Source organism: uncultured Pseudophaeobacter sp. (assembly GCA_905479575.1).
In the GTDB taxonomy this organism is placed as follows: domain Bacteria; phylum Pseudomonadota; class Alphaproteobacteria; order Rhodobacterales; family Rhodobacteraceae; genus Pseudophaeobacter.
The window spans coordinates 1-15,770 of sequence record CAJQNB010000017.1 but is presented as its reverse complement, the minus strand read 5'-3'; the positions used below and the strand labels follow the sequence as shown (position 1 = coordinate 15,770).

The following is a 15,770-nucleotide window of genomic DNA, read 5'->3' as shown; positions in this document are numbered from 1 at the left end:
CAGATTGCGCCAAAAGTTGAGGAGCCCTTTCAATGTATGATGAAAACCATTTGATTTCACAGCTATATGCGGCCTGTGAAGGGCATGAAACCCGCAACTTTGCGACCTTTCCGGCCCGTGCCAGCGTCACTTTTGGAGAGCTGTTTGCCGGCGCTGAACGCACTGCGGCGGCCCTGGTGGCCATGGGCGTTCAGCCCGGCGACCGGGTGGCGGTGCAGGTTGAAAAAACCATCGAGGCAATCCAGCTCTATCTTGGAACAGTCATGGCGGGCGGGGTGTTTTTGCCGTTGAACACCGCCTACACAGTGCCGGAGGTGGCTTATTTCCTGGGCGATGCGACGCCTCGCGTGTTGGTCTGCGACCCGGCGCGGCGCGATGATATGGCAGAAATCGCGGGCGCGGCGCGGGTTGTGACGCTGGATGGCACGGGGCTGGGCACGCTGACAGATGCCGTGGTGGGCCGCGGGCGGTTTGAACTGGTGCCGCGCGGGCCAGATGATCTGGCGGCCATTCTGTATACTTCGGGAACCACCGGGCGCTCCAAGGGGGCGATGCTGAGCCACGATAACCTGGCCTCAAACTCGCTGACCCTGCGGGACTATTGGCAGTTCACCGACGCGGATGTGTTGATCCACGCCTTGCCGATTTTTCATACCCATGGGCTGTTTGTGGCCACCAATGTCGCGCTGTTTGCCGGTGCACGCGTGGTGTTTCTGTCTGGGTTCAACGCCGATCAGATCCTGGAGGCGATGCCGCAGGCGACGGCCCTTATGGGGGTGCCAACCTTCTACACCCGCCTGTTGCAGGATCCGCGCCTGACACCGCAGCGGGCCGCGAATATGCGGTTGTTCATTTCTGGCTCGGCGCCGCTGCTGGTGGACACCCATGAGCAGTGGCAGGCCCGCACCGGGCACCGCATTCTGGAACGTTATGGGATGACCGAAACCAATATGAGCACCTCCAACCCCTATGAGGGTGAGCGTCGCGCCGGCACCGTGGGCTTTCCACTGCCCGGCGTTGAGGCCCGTATCATGGACCAGGGGCATGAAGTCGCCAGTGGTGAAACAGGCGTGCTGGAAGTGCGCGGGGCCAATGTGTTTCAGGGCTATTGGCAGATGCCCGAAAAGACCGCAGAAGAGCTGCAGGCAGATGGCTGGTTCATCACCGGTGATCTCGCCCAGCAAGACGCGGATGGCTATATCACCATTGTGGGGCGGCAAAAGGATCTGGTGATCACCGGCGGCTTTAACGTCTACCCCAAAGAGGTCGAAAGCCTGATCGACGATCTGCCCGGCGTGCTGGAAAGCGCCGTTATTGGCGTGGCTCATCCCGATTTTGGCGAGGCGGTGGTGGCCGTTGTTGTGCCCGAGGCGGACGCGAGCATCACTGCCGCAGCAATCGCCCAAGCGCTCTCTGTTCGGTTGGCCAAGTTCAAACAGCCCAAACAGATCGTGCTGGTGTCCGAACTGCCGCGCAATACCATGGGGAAGGTGCAGAAAAAGGCGCTGCGCGAGGATTACGCCGATTTGTACGCCTAATAGGGGGCGGTCAAGCGCCTGTCTGTCAGGTCAAAACCCACAACAAACCAGTTAGCGTAACAAAGGCGCAGCTGGTCCCGGTGAGCATGGCCAGACTGGCGGCGCCTTCCAACCCCTGGCGCTGGGCCAGGACGGTATAGATGCCAAACATCGGCATCGCCGCCGACAGGATAACCGCGCTGTGCAGTGCGGGTGGCAGGGTGATCAGCCCCAGTGCCAACAGGACGGCAGCCACCAGCGCGACCAGGGCTGGATGCAACAGTAGTTTGGAGGCACTGATCTGCGCCGCAAGCGAGCGATTGCCATGCAGCGGCAGCCCGACAAGCGAGCCGCCTATGACGATCAGCGCAACAGCCCCAGCAGAAACAGCAAACATATCAATAGACCGCATAAGGGGGCCGGGCAGCGCTATACCAAAAATCGACACCACCAGCCCCAGGGCGAGACCGATAAGCATGGGCATTTTGGCCAGATCCAGCAGGATACGCCGCAGTCGTGGCAGCAACGGCTGGTCAACGCCTTTGCCTGCCAGCTCCACCAAAATCAGGCAGACCGGGACCAGCAGCAGGTTTTCCACCAGCAGGTTCAGCGCCAGAATGATCCCGGCCTGGTCGGGAAGGGCCAGTAGCATGATCGGATAGCCAACGAAGGCATTGTTGGGGCAGGTGGAGCCCATGACCCCCAGGGCGCGGCGTTTGGGGTCGGTGCCGCGCAGCGTGAACAACAGATAGGACAGCAGCACCGTTGCCAGCCCGCCAAGGGCATAGACCACGACATATCCGGGTTGAAAAACCTCCACCGGGCTGCGTGCCGCTACCGCGGAAAAGATCAAGGCAGGCAGGGCGATATTCAGCACATAGCGGCCTAGTACGCGCATATCGCCCGGGCTGAACCAACCTTTCCAGACCACCAGATAGCCCAGTGCCAGGGCGACGTAGATGGGAAAGGTGATGGCGAGAATGTCGATCATTTCAGCAGCGCCGCCCAGTGGTCTGGCAGCTCGGTTTCCATTTCCTTGGCCAGTTGCCGCAGATAGGCCAGCATCAGCCGCGCGCGTTTGCGGGCGATCTTGCGGCCCTTGTCAGTGGCCATATCACCGGGAAGTTTCAACAGTTTCAGATGCCAATGATCAATCGACCAGATCTGATCATCCAACGACCGGTTGGCGGCAAAGGGATCATCAGGATCACAGAGCGGCCGGTCAATTGTCCCCGCCACCATAAAGGTGCGCGCGATGCCAACAGCGCCCAAGGCATCCAGCCGGTCCGCATCGCGCAGGATCAGAGCTTCCAGACTATTGGCGGGCAAGCCGGCGGAAAAGCTATGGGCTTCGATCACGTGTTGCGCGGCGATGATTTCATCGCCGCTATAGCCCAAACCCTGAAGAATAGGCTCTGATTTTTCCGCCGACAGCTTTGAGGCCGTCTCGCGCTGGGGGTGATCCTTTGGCAGGTTGACCAGATCATGCAGGTAGGCCCCGGCGATCAGTATCCGCAGGTTGGCCCGGTTTGGGGATTTTTCGTTTTCGTCACGGGCAATCCGCTGCGCATTGGCCCAGACCCGATCAAGATGAGCGATGTCATGGGCCGGATCCTGCGCCATCTGCACCTCTGAGATGCGGCGGAGCTGGATCTGCAGCGCGGCCAGGCTCATGCGCCGATATGGCCCTGGTTGCTGCCGATCTGGCCGCGATGCAGCAGCAGATGGTCCAGGATCACACAGGCCATCATCGCCTCGGCCACCGGCACGGCGCGGATGCCAACACAGGGATCATGGCGCCCCTTGGTGATCACCTCGGCGGCGGTGCCATCCTTGCGGATCGACTGGCGTGGCGTCAGGATCGAAGAGGTCGGTTTGACGGCAAAGCGTACCACAACATCCTGGCCGGTAGAGATCCCCCCCAGAATGCCGCCGGCATGGTTGGAGGAATAGACCGGCTGACCATCGTTGCCCATGAAGATTTCATCGGCGTTCTGCGAGCCCTTCAGACGGGCGGCATTCATGCCTTCGCCAATCTCCACCGCTTTGACGGCGTTGATCGACATCATGGCGGCTGCCAGATCGGTGTCGAGCTTACTATAGACCGGCGCGCCGATCCCGGCGGGCACTCCACGGGCGACCACTTCGACCACGGCGCCAACGGAATCATGGGCTTTGCGCAAGCCCTGGAGGTAATCCTCCCAGTCTTGCACCGCACCGGCATCGGGGATCCAGAAATCATTCTGGCCGATCGCTTCCCAGTCAAAGCGGGAGCGGTCGATCTCCATCTCGCCCATCTGGGTCATGTAGCCGGTGATCTGCAGATCCGGGACCAGCGCCTTGATGGCTTCACGTGCGACGCCACCCGCAGCTACCCGCGCTGCGGTCTCGCGGGCCGAGGAACGACCGCCACCACGATAGTCGCGATTGCCGTATTTTTGGAAATAGGTGATGTCGGCATGGCCGGGGCGGAAGGTCTGGGCGATGTCGCCATAGTCCTTGGAGCGCTGATCGGTGTTTTCGATCATCAGCTGGATTGGCGTGCCGGTGCTTTTGCCGTCGAAGACGCCGGACAGGATCTTCACCGCGTCGGGTTCGTTGCGCTGGGTGGTGTTCTTGTTCTGGCCGGGGCGGCGTCGGTCCAGCCATTGCTGGAGCATCTCAGGGTCCAGCGGAACATTTGGTGGGCAGCCGTCCACGGTTGCCCCCAGCGCCGGTCCGTGGCTTTCGCCCCAGGTGGTGACGCGGAAAAGATGGCCAAAGCTGTTCATCGACATGTGCTGGGATCTCCTTTGCGCGTTGTGCTTAGCGAGGCGCGGCCCGTGGCTCAAGGGGTATTGCAGTTCGATGTCCCCAGCGTGCCATTAAGAAGAGAGGCCAGAGGGGGCGCTGCCCCCACCGGCGTTGGTGGCTGCCTGGATATATTTTTGGCCAAATGAGGCCGGGGCTGGGTGTGTCACGTCGGGCGGTGAAACTCCTAGCACGGCGCAGGGTTGGGCTTGCCTTTAAGGCGGTGGAGACCTAGGACAGAGGGCACCTCGGGGTGCTTGGGAGATCCAGGCTGAGAACAGACCCGTTGAACCTGAACCGGCTAGAACCGGCGGAGGGAAGGTTTCGGAGTTGCTCCACCCTTGCCCGATGCCGCAAAGGAGGATGCCATGAAGTATTCTGTTTTTGCAGCAGCACTATTGGGAGCGTCGGCTGCATATGCTGATACGCCCGAGCTGACTGTCTATACCTATGACAGCTTTGTTTCCGACTGGGGCCCAGGTCCTGCGGTGGAACAAGCCTTTGAGGCCCAGTGTGGCTGTGATCTGAAACTGGTTGCTGCCGGCGATGGCGCGGCACTGCTGGCGCGGGTCAAACTGGAGGGCGCGCGCTCGGACGCGGATGTGGTGTTGGGGTTGGACACAAACCTGACGGCGGCTGCCGCGGCAACCGGGCTATTTGCCGAGCACGGTGTGACAGCGGATTACAGCCTGCCCCTGGCCTGGGAAGACGCAACCTTTGCCCCCTATGACTGGGGCTATTTTGCCTTTGTGCACAACGCAGATGCGGTGTCCGTGCCGACGGATTTCAAGGCGCTGGGCGCCAGCGACATGAAGATCGTCATTCAGGATCCGCGCTCATCGACGCCAGGGCTGGGCCTGCTGATGTGGGTCAAGGCGGCCTATGGCGACGACGCCCCGGCGATCTGGGCCGATCTGGCGGACAATGTGGTGACAGTGACAAAAGGTTGGTCCGAAGCCTACGGTCTGTTTCTGGATGGAGAGGCTGACATGGTGCTCTCGTATACCACCTCGCCGGCCTATCATCTGATTGCCGAAGAAGACGCCACAAAAGCTGCTGCCGCCTTTGATGAAGGCCATTACATGCAGGTTGAAGTTGCTGGCGTTTTGGCGGCCAGCGACCAGCCAGAGCTGGCGCGTGACTTTATGCAGTTCATGGTCTCTGAGGGGTTTCAGTCAGTGATCCCCACCACCAACTGGATGTATCCATCGGTAACCCCAGCGAGCGGCCTGCCTGAGGGGTTTGAGACCCTGATTACCCCGGTAAAATCGCTGCTTTTGCCAGCGGATGAGGCCGCAGCGCTGCGCGACGGTGCATTGGGCGAATGGCTCGACGCGCTGAGCCAATAAGCGCGCTTCCCGGTGCTGGCGCGGCCCTGTTTGTGGCCGCGCTGATCCTGGGGACGCTTGCGGCGGTGGCGTTGCGCGCCGAGACTGGTCGCGGATTTGCCGCCAGTGACTGGGCGGCGCTGCGGTTTACCCTGACCCAGGCGATATTGTCGGCAGTCACAAGCGTTGGTCTGGCGATTGGTCTGGCGCGGGCTCTGGCGCGGCGGCGGTTCTTTGGCCGCAGCGCATTGATCACGCTGCTGGGGGCGCCGTTTATTCTGCCGGTGATCGTGGCCATCCTAGGATTGCTGAGCGTTTTTGGCCGGGCGGGCTGGATCAGCCAGCTGTTGATGTTCTTTGGGCTGGAGCCCTTGCAGATCTATGGGCTGCATGGGGTGGTCTTGGCGCATGTGTTTTTCAACTTGCCGCTGGCGACACGGTTGATTTTGCAGGGCTGGCAGGAGATCCCGGCGGAACGGTTTCGCCTGGCGGCGCAGCTGAATGCCGGCCCGCGTGCCATGTGGCAGCTGCTGGAAGCGCCGATGCTGCGGCGGGTGGTGCCCGGTGCCCTGGCGGTGGTGTTTGCCATTTGCCTGTCGAGCTTTGCCGTGGCGCTGACGCTGGGCGGTGGCCCGCGGGCCACCACGATCGAGCTGGCCATCTATCAGGCCTTTCGGTTTGATTTTGATCTTGGCCGGGCGGCGCTGTTGTCAGCACTGCAACTGGTGCTGACCGGGGGGGCTGCTTTTGTGGCGCTGCGGGTGGCTGACAATGATGGTGCCGGCGCTGGGCTGGACCGGGTGCTGCGGCGCTGGGATGGGGATACCCCTCTGGCGCGTGGTCTGGATGCAGCCTGGATTGTTGGTGCGGCGCTGTTTTTGATCCTGCCCTTGTCGGCGGTTGTTGTCTCTGGGGTCTCTGGCTTGTTGCTGCTGAACGCTGGGGTTTGGATGGCGGCGCTGACCTCTGTGCTGGTTGCTGGTCTCAGTACCCTGGTGTTGCTGTTATTGGCACTGCCGATGGCGGCGGCGGTGGCGATGGGGCGCACCACATTGATTGAGGTCGCAGGTATTTTGGGGCTGGCAGCCTCGCCCCTGGTTATTGGTACGGGGTTGTTTATCGTGATCTACCCTGTTGCTGATCCCTTTGCCCTGGCGTTGCCGGTGACGGCGCTGGTCAATGCGGTGATGGCACTGCCCTTTGCCCTGCGTATTCTGGTGCCGCAGGCCCGCGAGGTCATGATGCGCTATGGTCGGCTGTCGCTGTCGTTGGATATGGCAGGCGGGCCGTTTTTGTGGCGGGTGTTCCTGCCACGGATGCGGGCGCAGATTGGTTTTGCCGCCGGGCTGGCAGCGGCGCTGTCGATGGGGGATCTGGGCGTCATCACCCTGTTTGCCGACCCCGAGGTGGCCACCCTGCCGTTGCAGGTCTACCGCCTGATGGGAGCCTATCAGATGCAGGCGGCAGCCGGGGCGGCGCTGTTGTTGCTGTTGTTGTCGATGGGCGCATTTTGGATACTGGATCGCGGAGGTCGTTGGCATGCTGAGGCTTGAAAGCTGTGAAATAGCAAATGGCACCTTCACCCTGCGGGCGGATCTTGAGATCAACAAGGGGGCAAAGCTGGCCATTATCGGCCCCTCGGGGGCGGGGAAATCCACCCTGATTGAGGCGATTGCCGGGTTTTTACCGCTGCCTCAGGGGCGTATTCTTTGGCAGGGCGAGGATCTGACGGATTTGCCACCAGGGCAGCGCCCGGTGGCGATGCTGTTTCAGGATGGCAACCTGTTTCCCCATCTTACCGTGGCGCAGAATGCGGGCCTGGGGCTGCGGGCCAATCTGCGCCTGTCCAGTGCAGAACACGACCAGGTACAGAATGCGTTGAGCCGCGTTGGGCTGTCGGATCTGGCGGCACGCAAACCGGCGGCCCTGTCCGGTGGTCAACAAAGCCGGGTGGCTCTGGCGCGGGTTTTGCTGCAGCGGCGCGATATCTTGCTGCTGGATGAACCCTTTGCCGCCCTTGGGCCTGCCTTGAAGGACGAAATGCTGGATCTGGTGGCGGAAATTGCCGATGAGACCGGCGCCACGGTGCTGATGGTCAGCCATGACCCCAAAGACGCCCGCCGCATCGCTGAACAGGTGGTTCTGGTGGCCGAGGGGGAAGCGCAGCCTCCACAGGCCACGGCGGCGCTGCTGGATAATCCGCCCCCGGCGCTGAAGACCTATCTGGGCTAGGGGCAGGCAAGTGGACCCAGGGTAGGCCCACTGCCGTTTGCAGGATCAGGTTCGATATCAGGCGACAACGGCCAGAGTTTGGCGCGATTTGGCGAGCATCAGCGCCGCCTGGGCAGCTTCGCGGCCCTTGTCGATAAAATGCGCCTGATAGATGGCGTTGTGGTGATCGGTTTCCTGATACTGATGCGGCGTCAATGAGACCGACAGCACTGGCACGCCAGTATCCAGGCCCACACGCATTATTCCGTCAACCACGGATTGGGCAACAAAATCATGGCGGTAAATGCCGCCATCTACCACAAATGCGGTGCAGGCGATGGCGGTGTAGCGGCCTGTTTTGGCCAGATCCTGGGCCATCAGCGGCATTTCAAACGCGCCGGGCACGTCAAAAACATCAACATGTTCGGCGGGGATAAGTTGGGTGAAGCCAAGCAAGGCCTGATCTACGATATCGGCATGCCATTGTGCCTTGATAAAGGCGTAGCGGGTGTGTGTCATTGGTATCTCCTATAGGTTTGACACGTCACCCAAGGCGATAACGAACGGCATGGGCGCACCTGGCCTGAGCCAAAAGCACTCCTGTCGCACGTTCTCTTCCATCCGGACTATGACCGTCGGCTCTGGAATCACACCAGATCTGCTGACACTTTTGCCCATGTTCCACAATGTATCCAAAAACCGGTTCCCACTTTTTGGATCGTGGAGACGACAAAAGCCGCTCGCGGGCTCGCAAAAGGAAACCCCCCTTTGCATACCGCCGGTGGGGAATTTCGCCCCGCCCTGAGAACAGCGCGACATTGCCAAGAAGTTGCACGGTGCGCAAGATGTGAAGCACAGATATGACGTAGGGCGACTTGCAATGCGCGCACAGCCTTTGTGCGTGCGGGCTTTCCATTTGACACCAAACAGCTAGGCTGCGGCCAATCGACAAGGAGAGCGCGATGAAACTGCATTATGCCCCGACTTCCCCCTTTGTTCGCAAGGTGATGGTCCTGCTGCACGAGACGGGGACCCTGGACAGTGTGGAAATACACAATGTTGCAACCACGCCCTATGCCCCCAGTTCAGATGTCCAGGCCAGTAATCCGCTGGCAAAAATCCCGGCGTTGGAACGCGATGACGGGCCGGCGCTGTATGACAGCCGGGTGATTTGCGAATACCTCGATGCACGCGCCGAGGCTGGGCTATATGCGGCGCGCTGGGATAGCAAAGTCCTGGAAGCCACTGCCGATGGCATGATGGATGCCGCCGTTCTGATGACCTATGAAAAGCGCCTGCGCCCCGAGGCACAGCAATACCCCGAGTGGATCCAGGCCCAGCTGGGCAAAGTTCTGGGAGCCTGTGCGGCGCTCAATGCGCGCTGGATGAGCCACCTGCAGGGGCCTTTGGATATGGGGCAAATCGCAGTGGGCTGTGCGCTTTCTTACCTGGATTTCAGGCATCCCGACGCCGGTTGGCGGGTTGGAAACGAGGCTCTGGCGGATTGGTTCAAGGATTTCGAATCGCGGCCTTCCATGCAGGCTACGCGGCCGCCTGAGGGTTAATTCTTTCTTTAAAATGCAGGGGCTGAGGCAGGTCTGCTGTGGCTTTGAGAGCGCCGTTTGAAAGAAACTTCAAACTGGAGTGCCCTGTGCGGCTTTGACCGCTGGACGAAAGCGCCTCACCCAGCTATGACCCGCCTGAGTCACCGCGTTTATCGTGGTGCATGCGCATGTTTGCCCTAAACGGGCGCTGGAAATGGAGAAAACCTCGTGTCCCACGCAGAAGACAACGAAGGAACCCGGAGAGATTTCCTCTACTACGCCACTGCCGGCGCCGGGGCAGTGACTGCGGGTGCCGCTGTATGGCCCCTGGTCAATCAGATGAACCCCTCGGCTGACGTCAAAGCTTTGTCCTCGATTCTCGTGGATGTCAGCGGTGTAGAAGTTGGAACGCAAATTAGTGTGATGTTCTTGGGGAAACCCGTGTTCATCCGTCGTCGTACCCAGGCTGAGATCGACGAAGGCCGCGCGGTTGATGTTGCGGGCCTGATCGATACCGCTTCGGAAAACCCCAACAAGCCTGGCACCGATGCTGCGGACCAAAACCGCACCATGGATGAAAACGGCGAGTGGCTGGTGATGATGGGTGTCTGCACCCACCTCGGCTGTGTGCCGCTGGGCGATGGTTCGGGCGATTTCAACGGTTGGTTCTGCCCCTGTCACGGGTCGCACTACGACACCGCTGGCCGGATCCGCAAAGGCCCCGCGCCCCAGAACCTGCACGTGCCCGTCGCTGAGTTCACCGACGCAACAACCATCAAGCTGGGATAAGGAGACTAACATATGTCCGGTATTCCGCACGACCATTACGAGCCGAAGACAGGCGCAGAAAAGTGGCTGCATAGCCGCCTGCCCATCGTCGGTCTGATCTACGACACCATCATGATCCCTACCCCCAAAAACCTGAACTGGTGGTGGATCTGGGGCATTGTTCTGGCCTTCTGCCTGGTGATGCAAATTGTCACCGGTATCGTCCTAGTGATGCACTACACCCCGCATGCCGACATGGCTTTTGCCAGCGTTGAGCACATCATGCGCGACGTGAATGGCGGCTATATGCTGCGCTACCTGCACGCAAACGGCGCCTCGCTGTTCTTTGTGGCGGTCTACATCCACATCTTCCGCGGTCTCTTCTACGGTTCTTACAAGGCCCCACGTGAGATCACCTGGATCATCGGCATGATCATCTACCTGTTGATGATGGCCACCGGGTTCATGGGCTATGTTTTGCCCTGGGGTCAGATGTCCTTCTGGGGCGCGACCGTGATCACCGGCCTGTTTGGCGCCATTCCTTTTGTGGGTGAAGCACTGCAGACATTCCTGCTGGGCGGACCTGCGGTGGACAATGCCACCCTGAACCGCTTCTTCTCGCTGCACTATCTGCTGCCTTTTGTTATTGCGGCGCTGGTTGTGGTCCATATCTGGGCCTTCCACACCACCGGCAACAACAACCCAACCGGTGTTGATGTGCGCAAGGGCTCGAAAGAGGAAGTCAAAAAAGACACCCTGCCGTTCTGGCCCTATTTTGTGATCAAGGATTTCCTTGGTCTGGCCGTGGTTCTGGTGATCTTCTGGGCCATCGTCGGCTTTATGCCAAACTACCTGGGCCACCCCGATAACTACATCGAGGCAAACCCACTGGTGACGCCGTCGCATATCGTTCCTGAATGGTACTTCCTGCCGTTCTACGCGATCCTGCGGGCCTTCACCTCGGAAGTCTGGGTTGTTCAGATTGCATCCTTTGTGACGGGTGGCATTGTCGACGCCAAGTTCTTTGGGGTTCTGGCGATGTTTGGCGCGATCGCCGTGATGGCGCTGGTGCCTTGGCTGGATACCAGCCGGGTGCGGTCGGGTCGTTACCGTCCGATGTTCAAATGGTGGTTCTATCTGCTGATCTTTGACTTCTTTGCCCTGATGTGGCTGGGCGCGATGCCGGCGGAAGAGCCCTATGCATCGTTCTCGCTGATCGCATCGGCCTATTGGTTCGGTTACTTCCTGGTGATCCTGCCGATCCTGGGTGTCATCGAGAAGCCATTGGCAGAGCCTGCTACAATCGAAGAAGATTTCGACGCTCACTATGGCGAGAAATCTGACGCAGCCACTCCTGCCGAGTAAGAGAAGGACAGCTACCAATGTTGAAGAAACTCGCAATCGGTGCCGCCTTCGCTCTGGCCCTTGCCCCTGTCGCATCCCATGCGGCAGGTGGCAGCGGCCACGTCGAGGACTTTCAGTTCTCGTTTGAGGGACCATTTGGCGCCTATGATCAAAATCAGCTGCAGCGCGGCTTGCAGATCTACACCGAAGTCTGCGCTGCCTGTCACGGGCTGAAGTTCGTACCCCTGCGCACCCTTGCTGACGAGGGTGGTCCTGCACTGCCTGCTGATCAGGTCCGTGCCTATGCGGCTGAGAACTTTACCGTCTATGACCCGGAACTGGACGAGGATGTCCCTGCCAAGCCGGTAGATCACTTCCCTGCCAATACCGCCGCCGGTGCCCCTGACCTGAGCCTGATGGCCAAGGCACGCGCCGGTTTCCACGGCCCCTATGGGTCCGGTATGAACCAGCTGTTCAAAGGCATCGGTGGCGCGGAATACATCGCCTCCTTGCTGGACGGCTATACCGGTGAGGAAAAGGAAGAGGCAGGCACCCTGTTTTATGAGAACACCGCCTTCCCAGGTGGCTGGATCTCGATGGCGCCGCCGCTGTCGGATGAGCAGGTTGAATTTGCCGATGGCCATGACAACACCGTGCATCACATGGCACAGGATGTTGCGGCGTTCCTGATGTGGACCGCCGAGCCCAAGATGATGGCCCGCAAGCAAAGCGGTTTTGTTGGGGTGCTGATCCTGACCGTTCTGTCGGTTCTGCTTTATCTGACCAACAAACAGCTCTGGGCACCGCACAAGGGTAAAAAATCCGCCTGATAGGCTGATTTCACCAGACATAAAACGGCCCCTGCAAGTCACCTTGCGGGGGCCTTTTTGTTTGATCAGGCGGCTGCAAATCGCAGGGGCGCTGCCCCTCTGGGCGTGAACGCCCATTCACCCCGAGGTATTTTTAGCAAGATGAAAAGGGGGGGCTCAGGCGGTGAGATGGGTATCGTTGATACCGAGGATGTGGGTGGAGACGATTTTGCCTTCGCTCTGAGGTTTGGAGAATTTCACTTCGGTGAACTGTTCGGTCCGACCCATATGGGGGTTTTCCATCAAGACCTGATGGGTTTTGCCGATCTGGGTGGCGAGGTGTTTCTGGACTTGGGCGTCACCAGCTGCGCGCAGTCTGGCGGCGCGTTGCTTGATGGTGTTGCCGTTGATTTGTTTGGGGATCTTGGCCGCAGGCGTGCCCTCTCGTTTTGAATAGGGAAAGACGTGCAGCCATGTAAGATGACAGTCTTCGACCAGCGCCAGTGAGTTTTCAAAATGCGCCTCGGTTTCGGTGGGAAAGCCGGCGATAATATCGGCGCCAAAGGTCATATCGGGGCGCAGGCGCCGGGCCTCTTCGCAGAACCGGATGGCGTCGTCGCGCAGGTGGCGCCGGGCCATACGTTTGAGAATCATGTCGTCGCCATGTTGCAGCGACAGATGCAGATGCGGCATAAGACGCGGCTCCGTGGCGATGGCCTGCATCAGGTTGTCATCCACTTCGATCGAATCAATGGAGGAAATGCGCAGGCGCGGCAGGTCCGGCACCAGTTTGAGGATCCGCATCACCAGATCGCCCAGTTTTGGCTGCGCAGGCAGATCGGCGCCCCAGCTGGTGAGGTCAACGCCGGTCAGCACCACTTCGTTAAAGCCCTTGTCCACAAGCCGCTTGACCTGGTCCACCACCACCCCGGCGGGCACGGATCGCGAATTGCCCCGGCCATAGGGGATAATGCAGAAGGTGCAGCGGTGGTCACAGCCATTTTGTACCTGCACATAGGCGCGGCTGCGGGTGCCAAAGCCGTCGATCAGGTGGCCGGCGGTTTCGGTCACCGACATGATGTCATCGACCTGGACCTTTTCCGTCTCGCCGATGAAATTGGCGGCCATGCCATGCCATGTTTCTGGTTGCATTTTTTCGGTATTGCCCAGAACGGTATCGACCTCTGACATCTGTGCAAAGGTTTCGGGTTCGGTTTGGGCCGCGCAGCCGGTGACCACGATGCGGGCCTCTGGGTTGTCGCGGCGCAGGCGGCGAATTTCCTGGCGGGATTTGCGCACCGCCTCTGCGGTGACGGCGCAGGTATTCACCACCACCAGATTTTCCAGGCCAGCGGCCTGAGACAGCTCTTTCATTGCTTCGGTCTCATAGGCGTTGAGACGGCAGCCGAGTGTGGTGAACTTTGGCGCTGACATGTCAGAGACTTTCGAGAAAAGCGGCGGTGAAACTGCCGGTGAAGACATGCATGGTCGGTCCGGTCATCCAGACGCCATCGTCGCGCCAGTCGATCCAGAGTGTGCCACCGTCCAGATCAATCTGGACTTTGCGCCCGGTCAGGCCGCGTCGGGCGGCGGCCACGGCGGTTGCGCAGGAGGAGGAGCCAGAGGCCAGGGTAACGCCCACACCGCGTTCCCAGACGCGCATGCGGATGTGATTGGGGCCAACAAGATGGGCGACCTGCACATTGGTGCGCTGGGGGTAAAGCGGGTGATGTTCGTATCTGGGGCCAAACTCTGAGAGCGGGATGAGATCGGCATCTTCGACAAAGAAGGTGCAATGGGGGTTGCCCATACCGGTAGCGGTTGGGGCGCCCTCGATGGGCAACTCCAGGGTGTCGGTTTCTTCCCGCAAAGGAATGTCGCGCCAGTCCAGCTGCGGTTGCCCCATGTTGACCGAGGTGAGCCCGTTGCCGACGTCGCAGGCGAATAGATCGCCGCGATCAGTGGTGAGGTGCAGATCGGTCTTGCCGCTTTCCTGCATCAGGTGGCGGGCAATGCAGCGGGTGGCATTGCCACAGGCCGCTGAGGTGGAGCCATCGGCGTTGTAAAAGGTGAGATGCGCGTCCCCCGTGCCCTGTTCAATCAGCGCCAACTGATCAAAGCCAACGCCAAATTGACGATGGGCGATTCCCCGCGCCAGGGCGGGGGTGATTTCCAATCGATTGCTCCGCGCGTCAACAACAACAAAGTCGTTGCCCAGCCCGTGCATCTTCATGAAGGGAAAAAGGGGTTCTGAATACATGCTCATATCGGCCATATAGACCTGTGGTGAAAATGAATCCAGTCTGTGACGCATAAAGTTCAAAAAAGGGCTTGACCCGTCCCCCCGCGAACCGTAGATAGCCGCCAATCGGAACGGCAAGAACGACACGGACTGGCCGGACGATAGCAAATTAAGCGCTTGATCCTCTTGGATAAATCACTTAGACCGCGACTATAAAGTGGGCCGTTAGCTCAGCTGGTAGAGCAACTGACTTTTAATCAGTAGGTCTCCGGTTCGAACCCGGACGGGCTCACCAATTTTACCAAGAAAAACAAGCACTTAGTGCTTCAGACTGCCTCGGATGCTGTGCTTGCTTGTGTCGAACACAGTATAAGCACAGAAAACGCTCTCCATCTGCTTCAAGCTATAGGAGCGAATGGCCGAGTCGTCGTCGCTCACAGCAATCCTATGTCGGTACCTACGACGCAGAGAACCCTGCTAGTAAACGCAACTCCTGGAATTGCCAAAAGTAGAAAACCCAGCCCATAGAAGAACAGTGTCGTATAGACAGCCGCCCGGGAGCTATGTCTGTTCTGTGCGTTGTAGTAACTCCGCAAGACGTCGATTTTCAGTTGCCCATCATCCAGTTTCTTAGGCTCCAGACTCATTGATTTATAACCAGAACAAGATGGTTGCTGCGAGGGCGATTGCAGACAGGAATACCTTTGGGCAACGGTCGTATCGAGTGGCGATCCGTCGCCAGTCTTTCAGGCGACCGAACATTATCTCGATCCGGTTCCGTCGTTTGTAGCGGCGCTTGTCATATTTGACGGGCTTGTCGCGCGACTTTCGTCCCGGGATGCAGGGTGTTATTCCCTTATCTACAAGGGCCTCACGGAACCAATCCGCGTCATACCCTCGGTCTCCCAATAACCAGTCGGCGGCTGGCAGGCTTTCCACCAGGGCTCTGGCCCCAGTGTAATCGCTGACCTGGCCTGCGGTCATGAAGAACCGGATCGGCCGTCCAATCGTGTCGGTGACGGCATGCAACTTCGTGTTCATGCCGCCTTTTGGACGGCCGATCAGACGTCCACGCCTGTTGAATGTCACTCAAAACTGACCCGGTAGAGGTCAGAATTGTCACTGAGAACTGACCCATGTGCAACCTTGCTCCTGACGGGATGTGTTGGGGGTTATTGGAGTGATAGACATGGGATTTTTGAGCGTAATTCGACGAT

The 15,770-nt window shown here is 59.6% G+C and carries 14 protein-coding genes, 1 tRNA gene, 1 pseudogene and 2 riboswitches; of the genes and pseudogenes, 9 read left to right on the top strand and 7 right to left on the bottom strand.

The window, feature by feature from the left end; translation table 11 throughout:
• Nucleotides 1–32 precede the first annotated feature (32 nt).
• Complete coding sequence (locus QZ268_RS05380) at nucleotides 33–1,538, top strand: malonyl-CoA synthase (protein ID WP_295449195.1); 1,506 nt, start codon at nucleotides 33–35, stop codon at nucleotides 1,536–1,538.
• Between the two features lie 25 nt (nucleotides 1,539–1,563).
• Here the strand turns inward: QZ268_RS05380 and QZ268_RS05375 are convergent, their stop codons facing one another.
• Genes QZ268_RS05375 through aroC form a run of 3 tightly spaced genes read right to left on the bottom strand, consistent with a single transcriptional unit; the run spans nucleotide 1,564 to nucleotide 4,294 of the window.
• Nucleotides 1,564–2,508, bottom strand: coding sequence for an AEC family transporter (locus QZ268_RS05375; RefSeq protein WP_295449192.1), 945 nt, complete (start codon nucleotides 2,506–2,508; stop codon nucleotides 1,564–1,566).
• The gene (locus tag QZ268_RS05370) at nucleotides 2,505–3,191 is read right to left on the bottom strand and encodes an HD domain-containing protein (protein WP_295449190.1); all 687 of its coding nucleotides are present in this window, start codon (nucleotides 3,189–3,191) and stop codon (nucleotides 2,505–2,507) included. Before QZ268_RS05370 ends, QZ268_RS05375 begins: the two co-directional genes overlap by 4 nt.
• A complete protein-coding gene (gene aroC / locus QZ268_RS05365) occupies nucleotides 3,188–4,294 on the bottom strand; it encodes a chorismate synthase (RefSeq protein WP_295449188.1) in 1,107 nt (368 codons plus the stop codon). The genes QZ268_RS05370 and aroC overlap by 4 nt, the downstream gene beginning before the upstream one ends.
• 252 nt (nucleotides 4,295–4,546) lie before the next feature.
• Nucleotides 4,547–4,643: riboswitch (TPP riboswitch) on the top strand.
• A gap of 32 nt (nucleotides 4,644–4,675) precedes the next feature.
• On the opposite strand from aroC, the gene thiB reads away from it, so the two are divergent.
• From thiB to QZ268_RS05350, 3 genes are read left to right on the top strand one after another with little or no spacing between them, the layout of a single operon-like run.
• Nucleotides 4,676–5,656, top strand: a complete 981-nt coding sequence (gene thiB, locus QZ268_RS05360) for a thiamine ABC transporter substrate binding subunit (protein WP_295449186.1) — start codon at nucleotides 4,676–4,678, stop codon at nucleotides 5,654–5,656.
• Nucleotides 5,632–7,188: a thiamine/thiamine pyrophosphate ABC transporter permease ThiP gene (locus QZ268_RS05355; RefSeq protein ID WP_295449184.1), complete on the top strand. Its 1,557-nt coding sequence runs from the start codon at nucleotides 5,632–5,634 to the stop codon at nucleotides 7,186–7,188. The genes thiB and QZ268_RS05355 overlap by 25 nt, the downstream gene beginning before the upstream one ends.
• A complete protein-coding gene (locus tag QZ268_RS05350; protein WP_295449181.1) occupies nucleotides 7,175–7,867 on the top strand; it encodes an ATP-binding cassette domain-containing protein in 693 nt (230 codons plus the stop codon). The genes QZ268_RS05355 and QZ268_RS05350 overlap by 14 nt, the downstream gene beginning before the upstream one ends.
• A gap of 57 nt (nucleotides 7,868–7,924) precedes the next feature.
• Here the strand turns inward: QZ268_RS05350 and QZ268_RS05345 are convergent, their stop codons facing one another.
• A complete protein-coding gene (locus QZ268_RS05345; RefSeq protein ID WP_295449178.1) occupies nucleotides 7,925–8,365 on the bottom strand; it encodes a 6,7-dimethyl-8-ribityllumazine synthase in 441 nt (146 codons plus the stop codon).
• An 86-nt stretch (nucleotides 8,366–8,451) separates the two neighbouring features.
• Nucleotides 8,452–8,659: riboswitch (FMN riboswitch) on the bottom strand.
• Nucleotides 8,660–8,808: 149 nt separating this feature from the next.
• Here QZ268_RS05345 and QZ268_RS05340 point away from each other — a divergent pair.
• From QZ268_RS05340 to QZ268_RS05325, 4 genes are all read left to right on the top strand, one after another.
• Nucleotides 8,809–9,411 carry a glutathione S-transferase gene (locus tag QZ268_RS05340; protein ID WP_295449174.1) on the top strand — a complete coding sequence of 201 codons (603 nt, stop codon included), beginning with the start codon at nucleotides 8,809–8,811 and terminating at the stop codon, nucleotides 9,409–9,411.
• A gap of 207 nt (nucleotides 9,412–9,618) precedes the next feature.
• Nucleotides 9,619–10,179, top strand: coding sequence for a ubiquinol-cytochrome c reductase iron-sulfur subunit (petA, locus tag QZ268_RS05335; protein ID WP_295449171.1), 561 nt, complete (start codon nucleotides 9,619–9,621; stop codon nucleotides 10,177–10,179).
• Nucleotides 10,180–10,191: 12 nt separating this feature from the next.
• Complete coding sequence (petB, locus tag QZ268_RS05330; protein WP_295449167.1) at nucleotides 10,192–11,523, top strand: cytochrome b; 1,332 nt, start codon at nucleotides 10,192–10,194, stop codon at nucleotides 11,521–11,523.
• 17 nt (nucleotides 11,524–11,540) lie between these two features.
• Nucleotides 11,541–12,332: a cytochrome c1 gene (locus QZ268_RS05325; RefSeq protein WP_295449162.1), complete on the top strand. Its 792-nt coding sequence runs from the start codon at nucleotides 11,541–11,543 to the stop codon at nucleotides 12,330–12,332.
• Between the two features lie 156 nt (nucleotides 12,333–12,488).
• Here QZ268_RS05325 and mtaB read toward each other — a convergent pair whose 3' ends face one another.
• Nucleotides 12,489–13,745, bottom strand: a complete 1,257-nt coding sequence (gene mtaB / locus QZ268_RS05320) for a tRNA (N(6)-L-threonylcarbamoyladenosine(37)-C(2))-methylthiotransferase MtaB (RefSeq protein WP_295449158.1) — start codon at nucleotides 13,743–13,745, stop codon at nucleotides 12,489–12,491.
• A gap of 1 nt (nucleotide 13,746) precedes the next feature.
• Nucleotides 13,747–14,586 (bottom strand): diaminopimelate epimerase, encoded by an 840-nt coding sequence (dapF, locus tag QZ268_RS05315; RefSeq protein WP_295449155.1) that lies wholly within the window; start codon nucleotides 14,584–14,586, stop codon nucleotides 13,747–13,749.
• Between the two features lie 186 nt (nucleotides 14,587–14,772).
• On the opposite strand from dapF, the gene QZ268_RS05310 reads away from it, so the two are divergent.
• Nucleotides 14,773–14,848 (top strand) — tRNA-Lys (locus tag QZ268_RS05310).
• A gap of 356 nt (nucleotides 14,849–15,204) precedes the next feature.
• On the opposite strand, the pseudogene QZ268_RS05305 reads toward QZ268_RS05310, so the two are convergent.
• Nucleotides 15,205–15,627: pseudogene (locus QZ268_RS05305) on the bottom strand (IS5 family transposase); the annotation flags it as partial.
• Between the last annotated feature and the right edge of the window lie 143 nt (nucleotides 15,628–15,770).

Coding starts and splice junctions, on each gene's coding strand:
- QZ268_RS05370 (WP_295449190.1), bottom strand. CDS start 3,191: ATGAGCCTGGCCGCGCTGCAGATCCAGCTCCGCCGCATCTCAGAGGTG.
- QZ268_RS05340 (WP_295449174.1), top strand. CDS start 8,809: ATGAAACTGCATTATGCCCCGACTTCCCCCTTTGTTCGCAAGGTGATG.
- QZ268_RS05380 (WP_295449195.1), top strand. CDS start 33: ATGTATGATGAAAACCATTTGATTTCACAGCTATATGCGGCCTGTGAA.
- QZ268_RS05345 (WP_295449178.1), bottom strand. CDS start 8,365: ATGACACACACCCGCTACGCCTTTATCAAGGCACAATGGCATGCCGAT.
- dapF (WP_295449155.1), bottom strand. CDS start 14,586: ATGGCCGATATGAGCATGTATTCAGAACCCCTTTTTCCCTTCATGAAG.
- QZ268_RS05355 (WP_295449184.1), top strand. CDS start 5,632: ATGGCTCGACGCGCTGAGCCAATAAGCGCGCTTCCCGGTGCTGGCGCG.
- QZ268_RS05375 (WP_295449192.1), bottom strand. CDS start 2,508: ATGATCGACATTCTCGCCATCACCTTTCCCATCTACGTCGCCCTGGCA.
- mtaB (WP_295449158.1), bottom strand. CDS start 13,745: ATGTCAGCGCCAAAGTTCACCACACTCGGCTGCCGTCTCAACGCCTAT.
- thiB (WP_295449186.1), top strand. CDS start 4,676: ATGAAGTATTCTGTTTTTGCAGCAGCACTATTGGGAGCGTCGGCTGCA.
- aroC (WP_295449188.1), bottom strand. CDS start 4,294: ATGTCGATGAACAGCTTTGGCCATCTTTTCCGCGTCACCACCTGGGGC.
- petB (WP_295449167.1), top strand. CDS start 10,192: ATGTCCGGTATTCCGCACGACCATTACGAGCCGAAGACAGGCGCAGAA.
- QZ268_RS05325 (WP_295449162.1), top strand. CDS start 11,541: ATGTTGAAGAAACTCGCAATCGGTGCCGCCTTCGCTCTGGCCCTTGCC.
- QZ268_RS05350 (WP_295449181.1), top strand. CDS start 7,175: ATGCTGAGGCTTGAAAGCTGTGAAATAGCAAATGGCACCTTCACCCTG.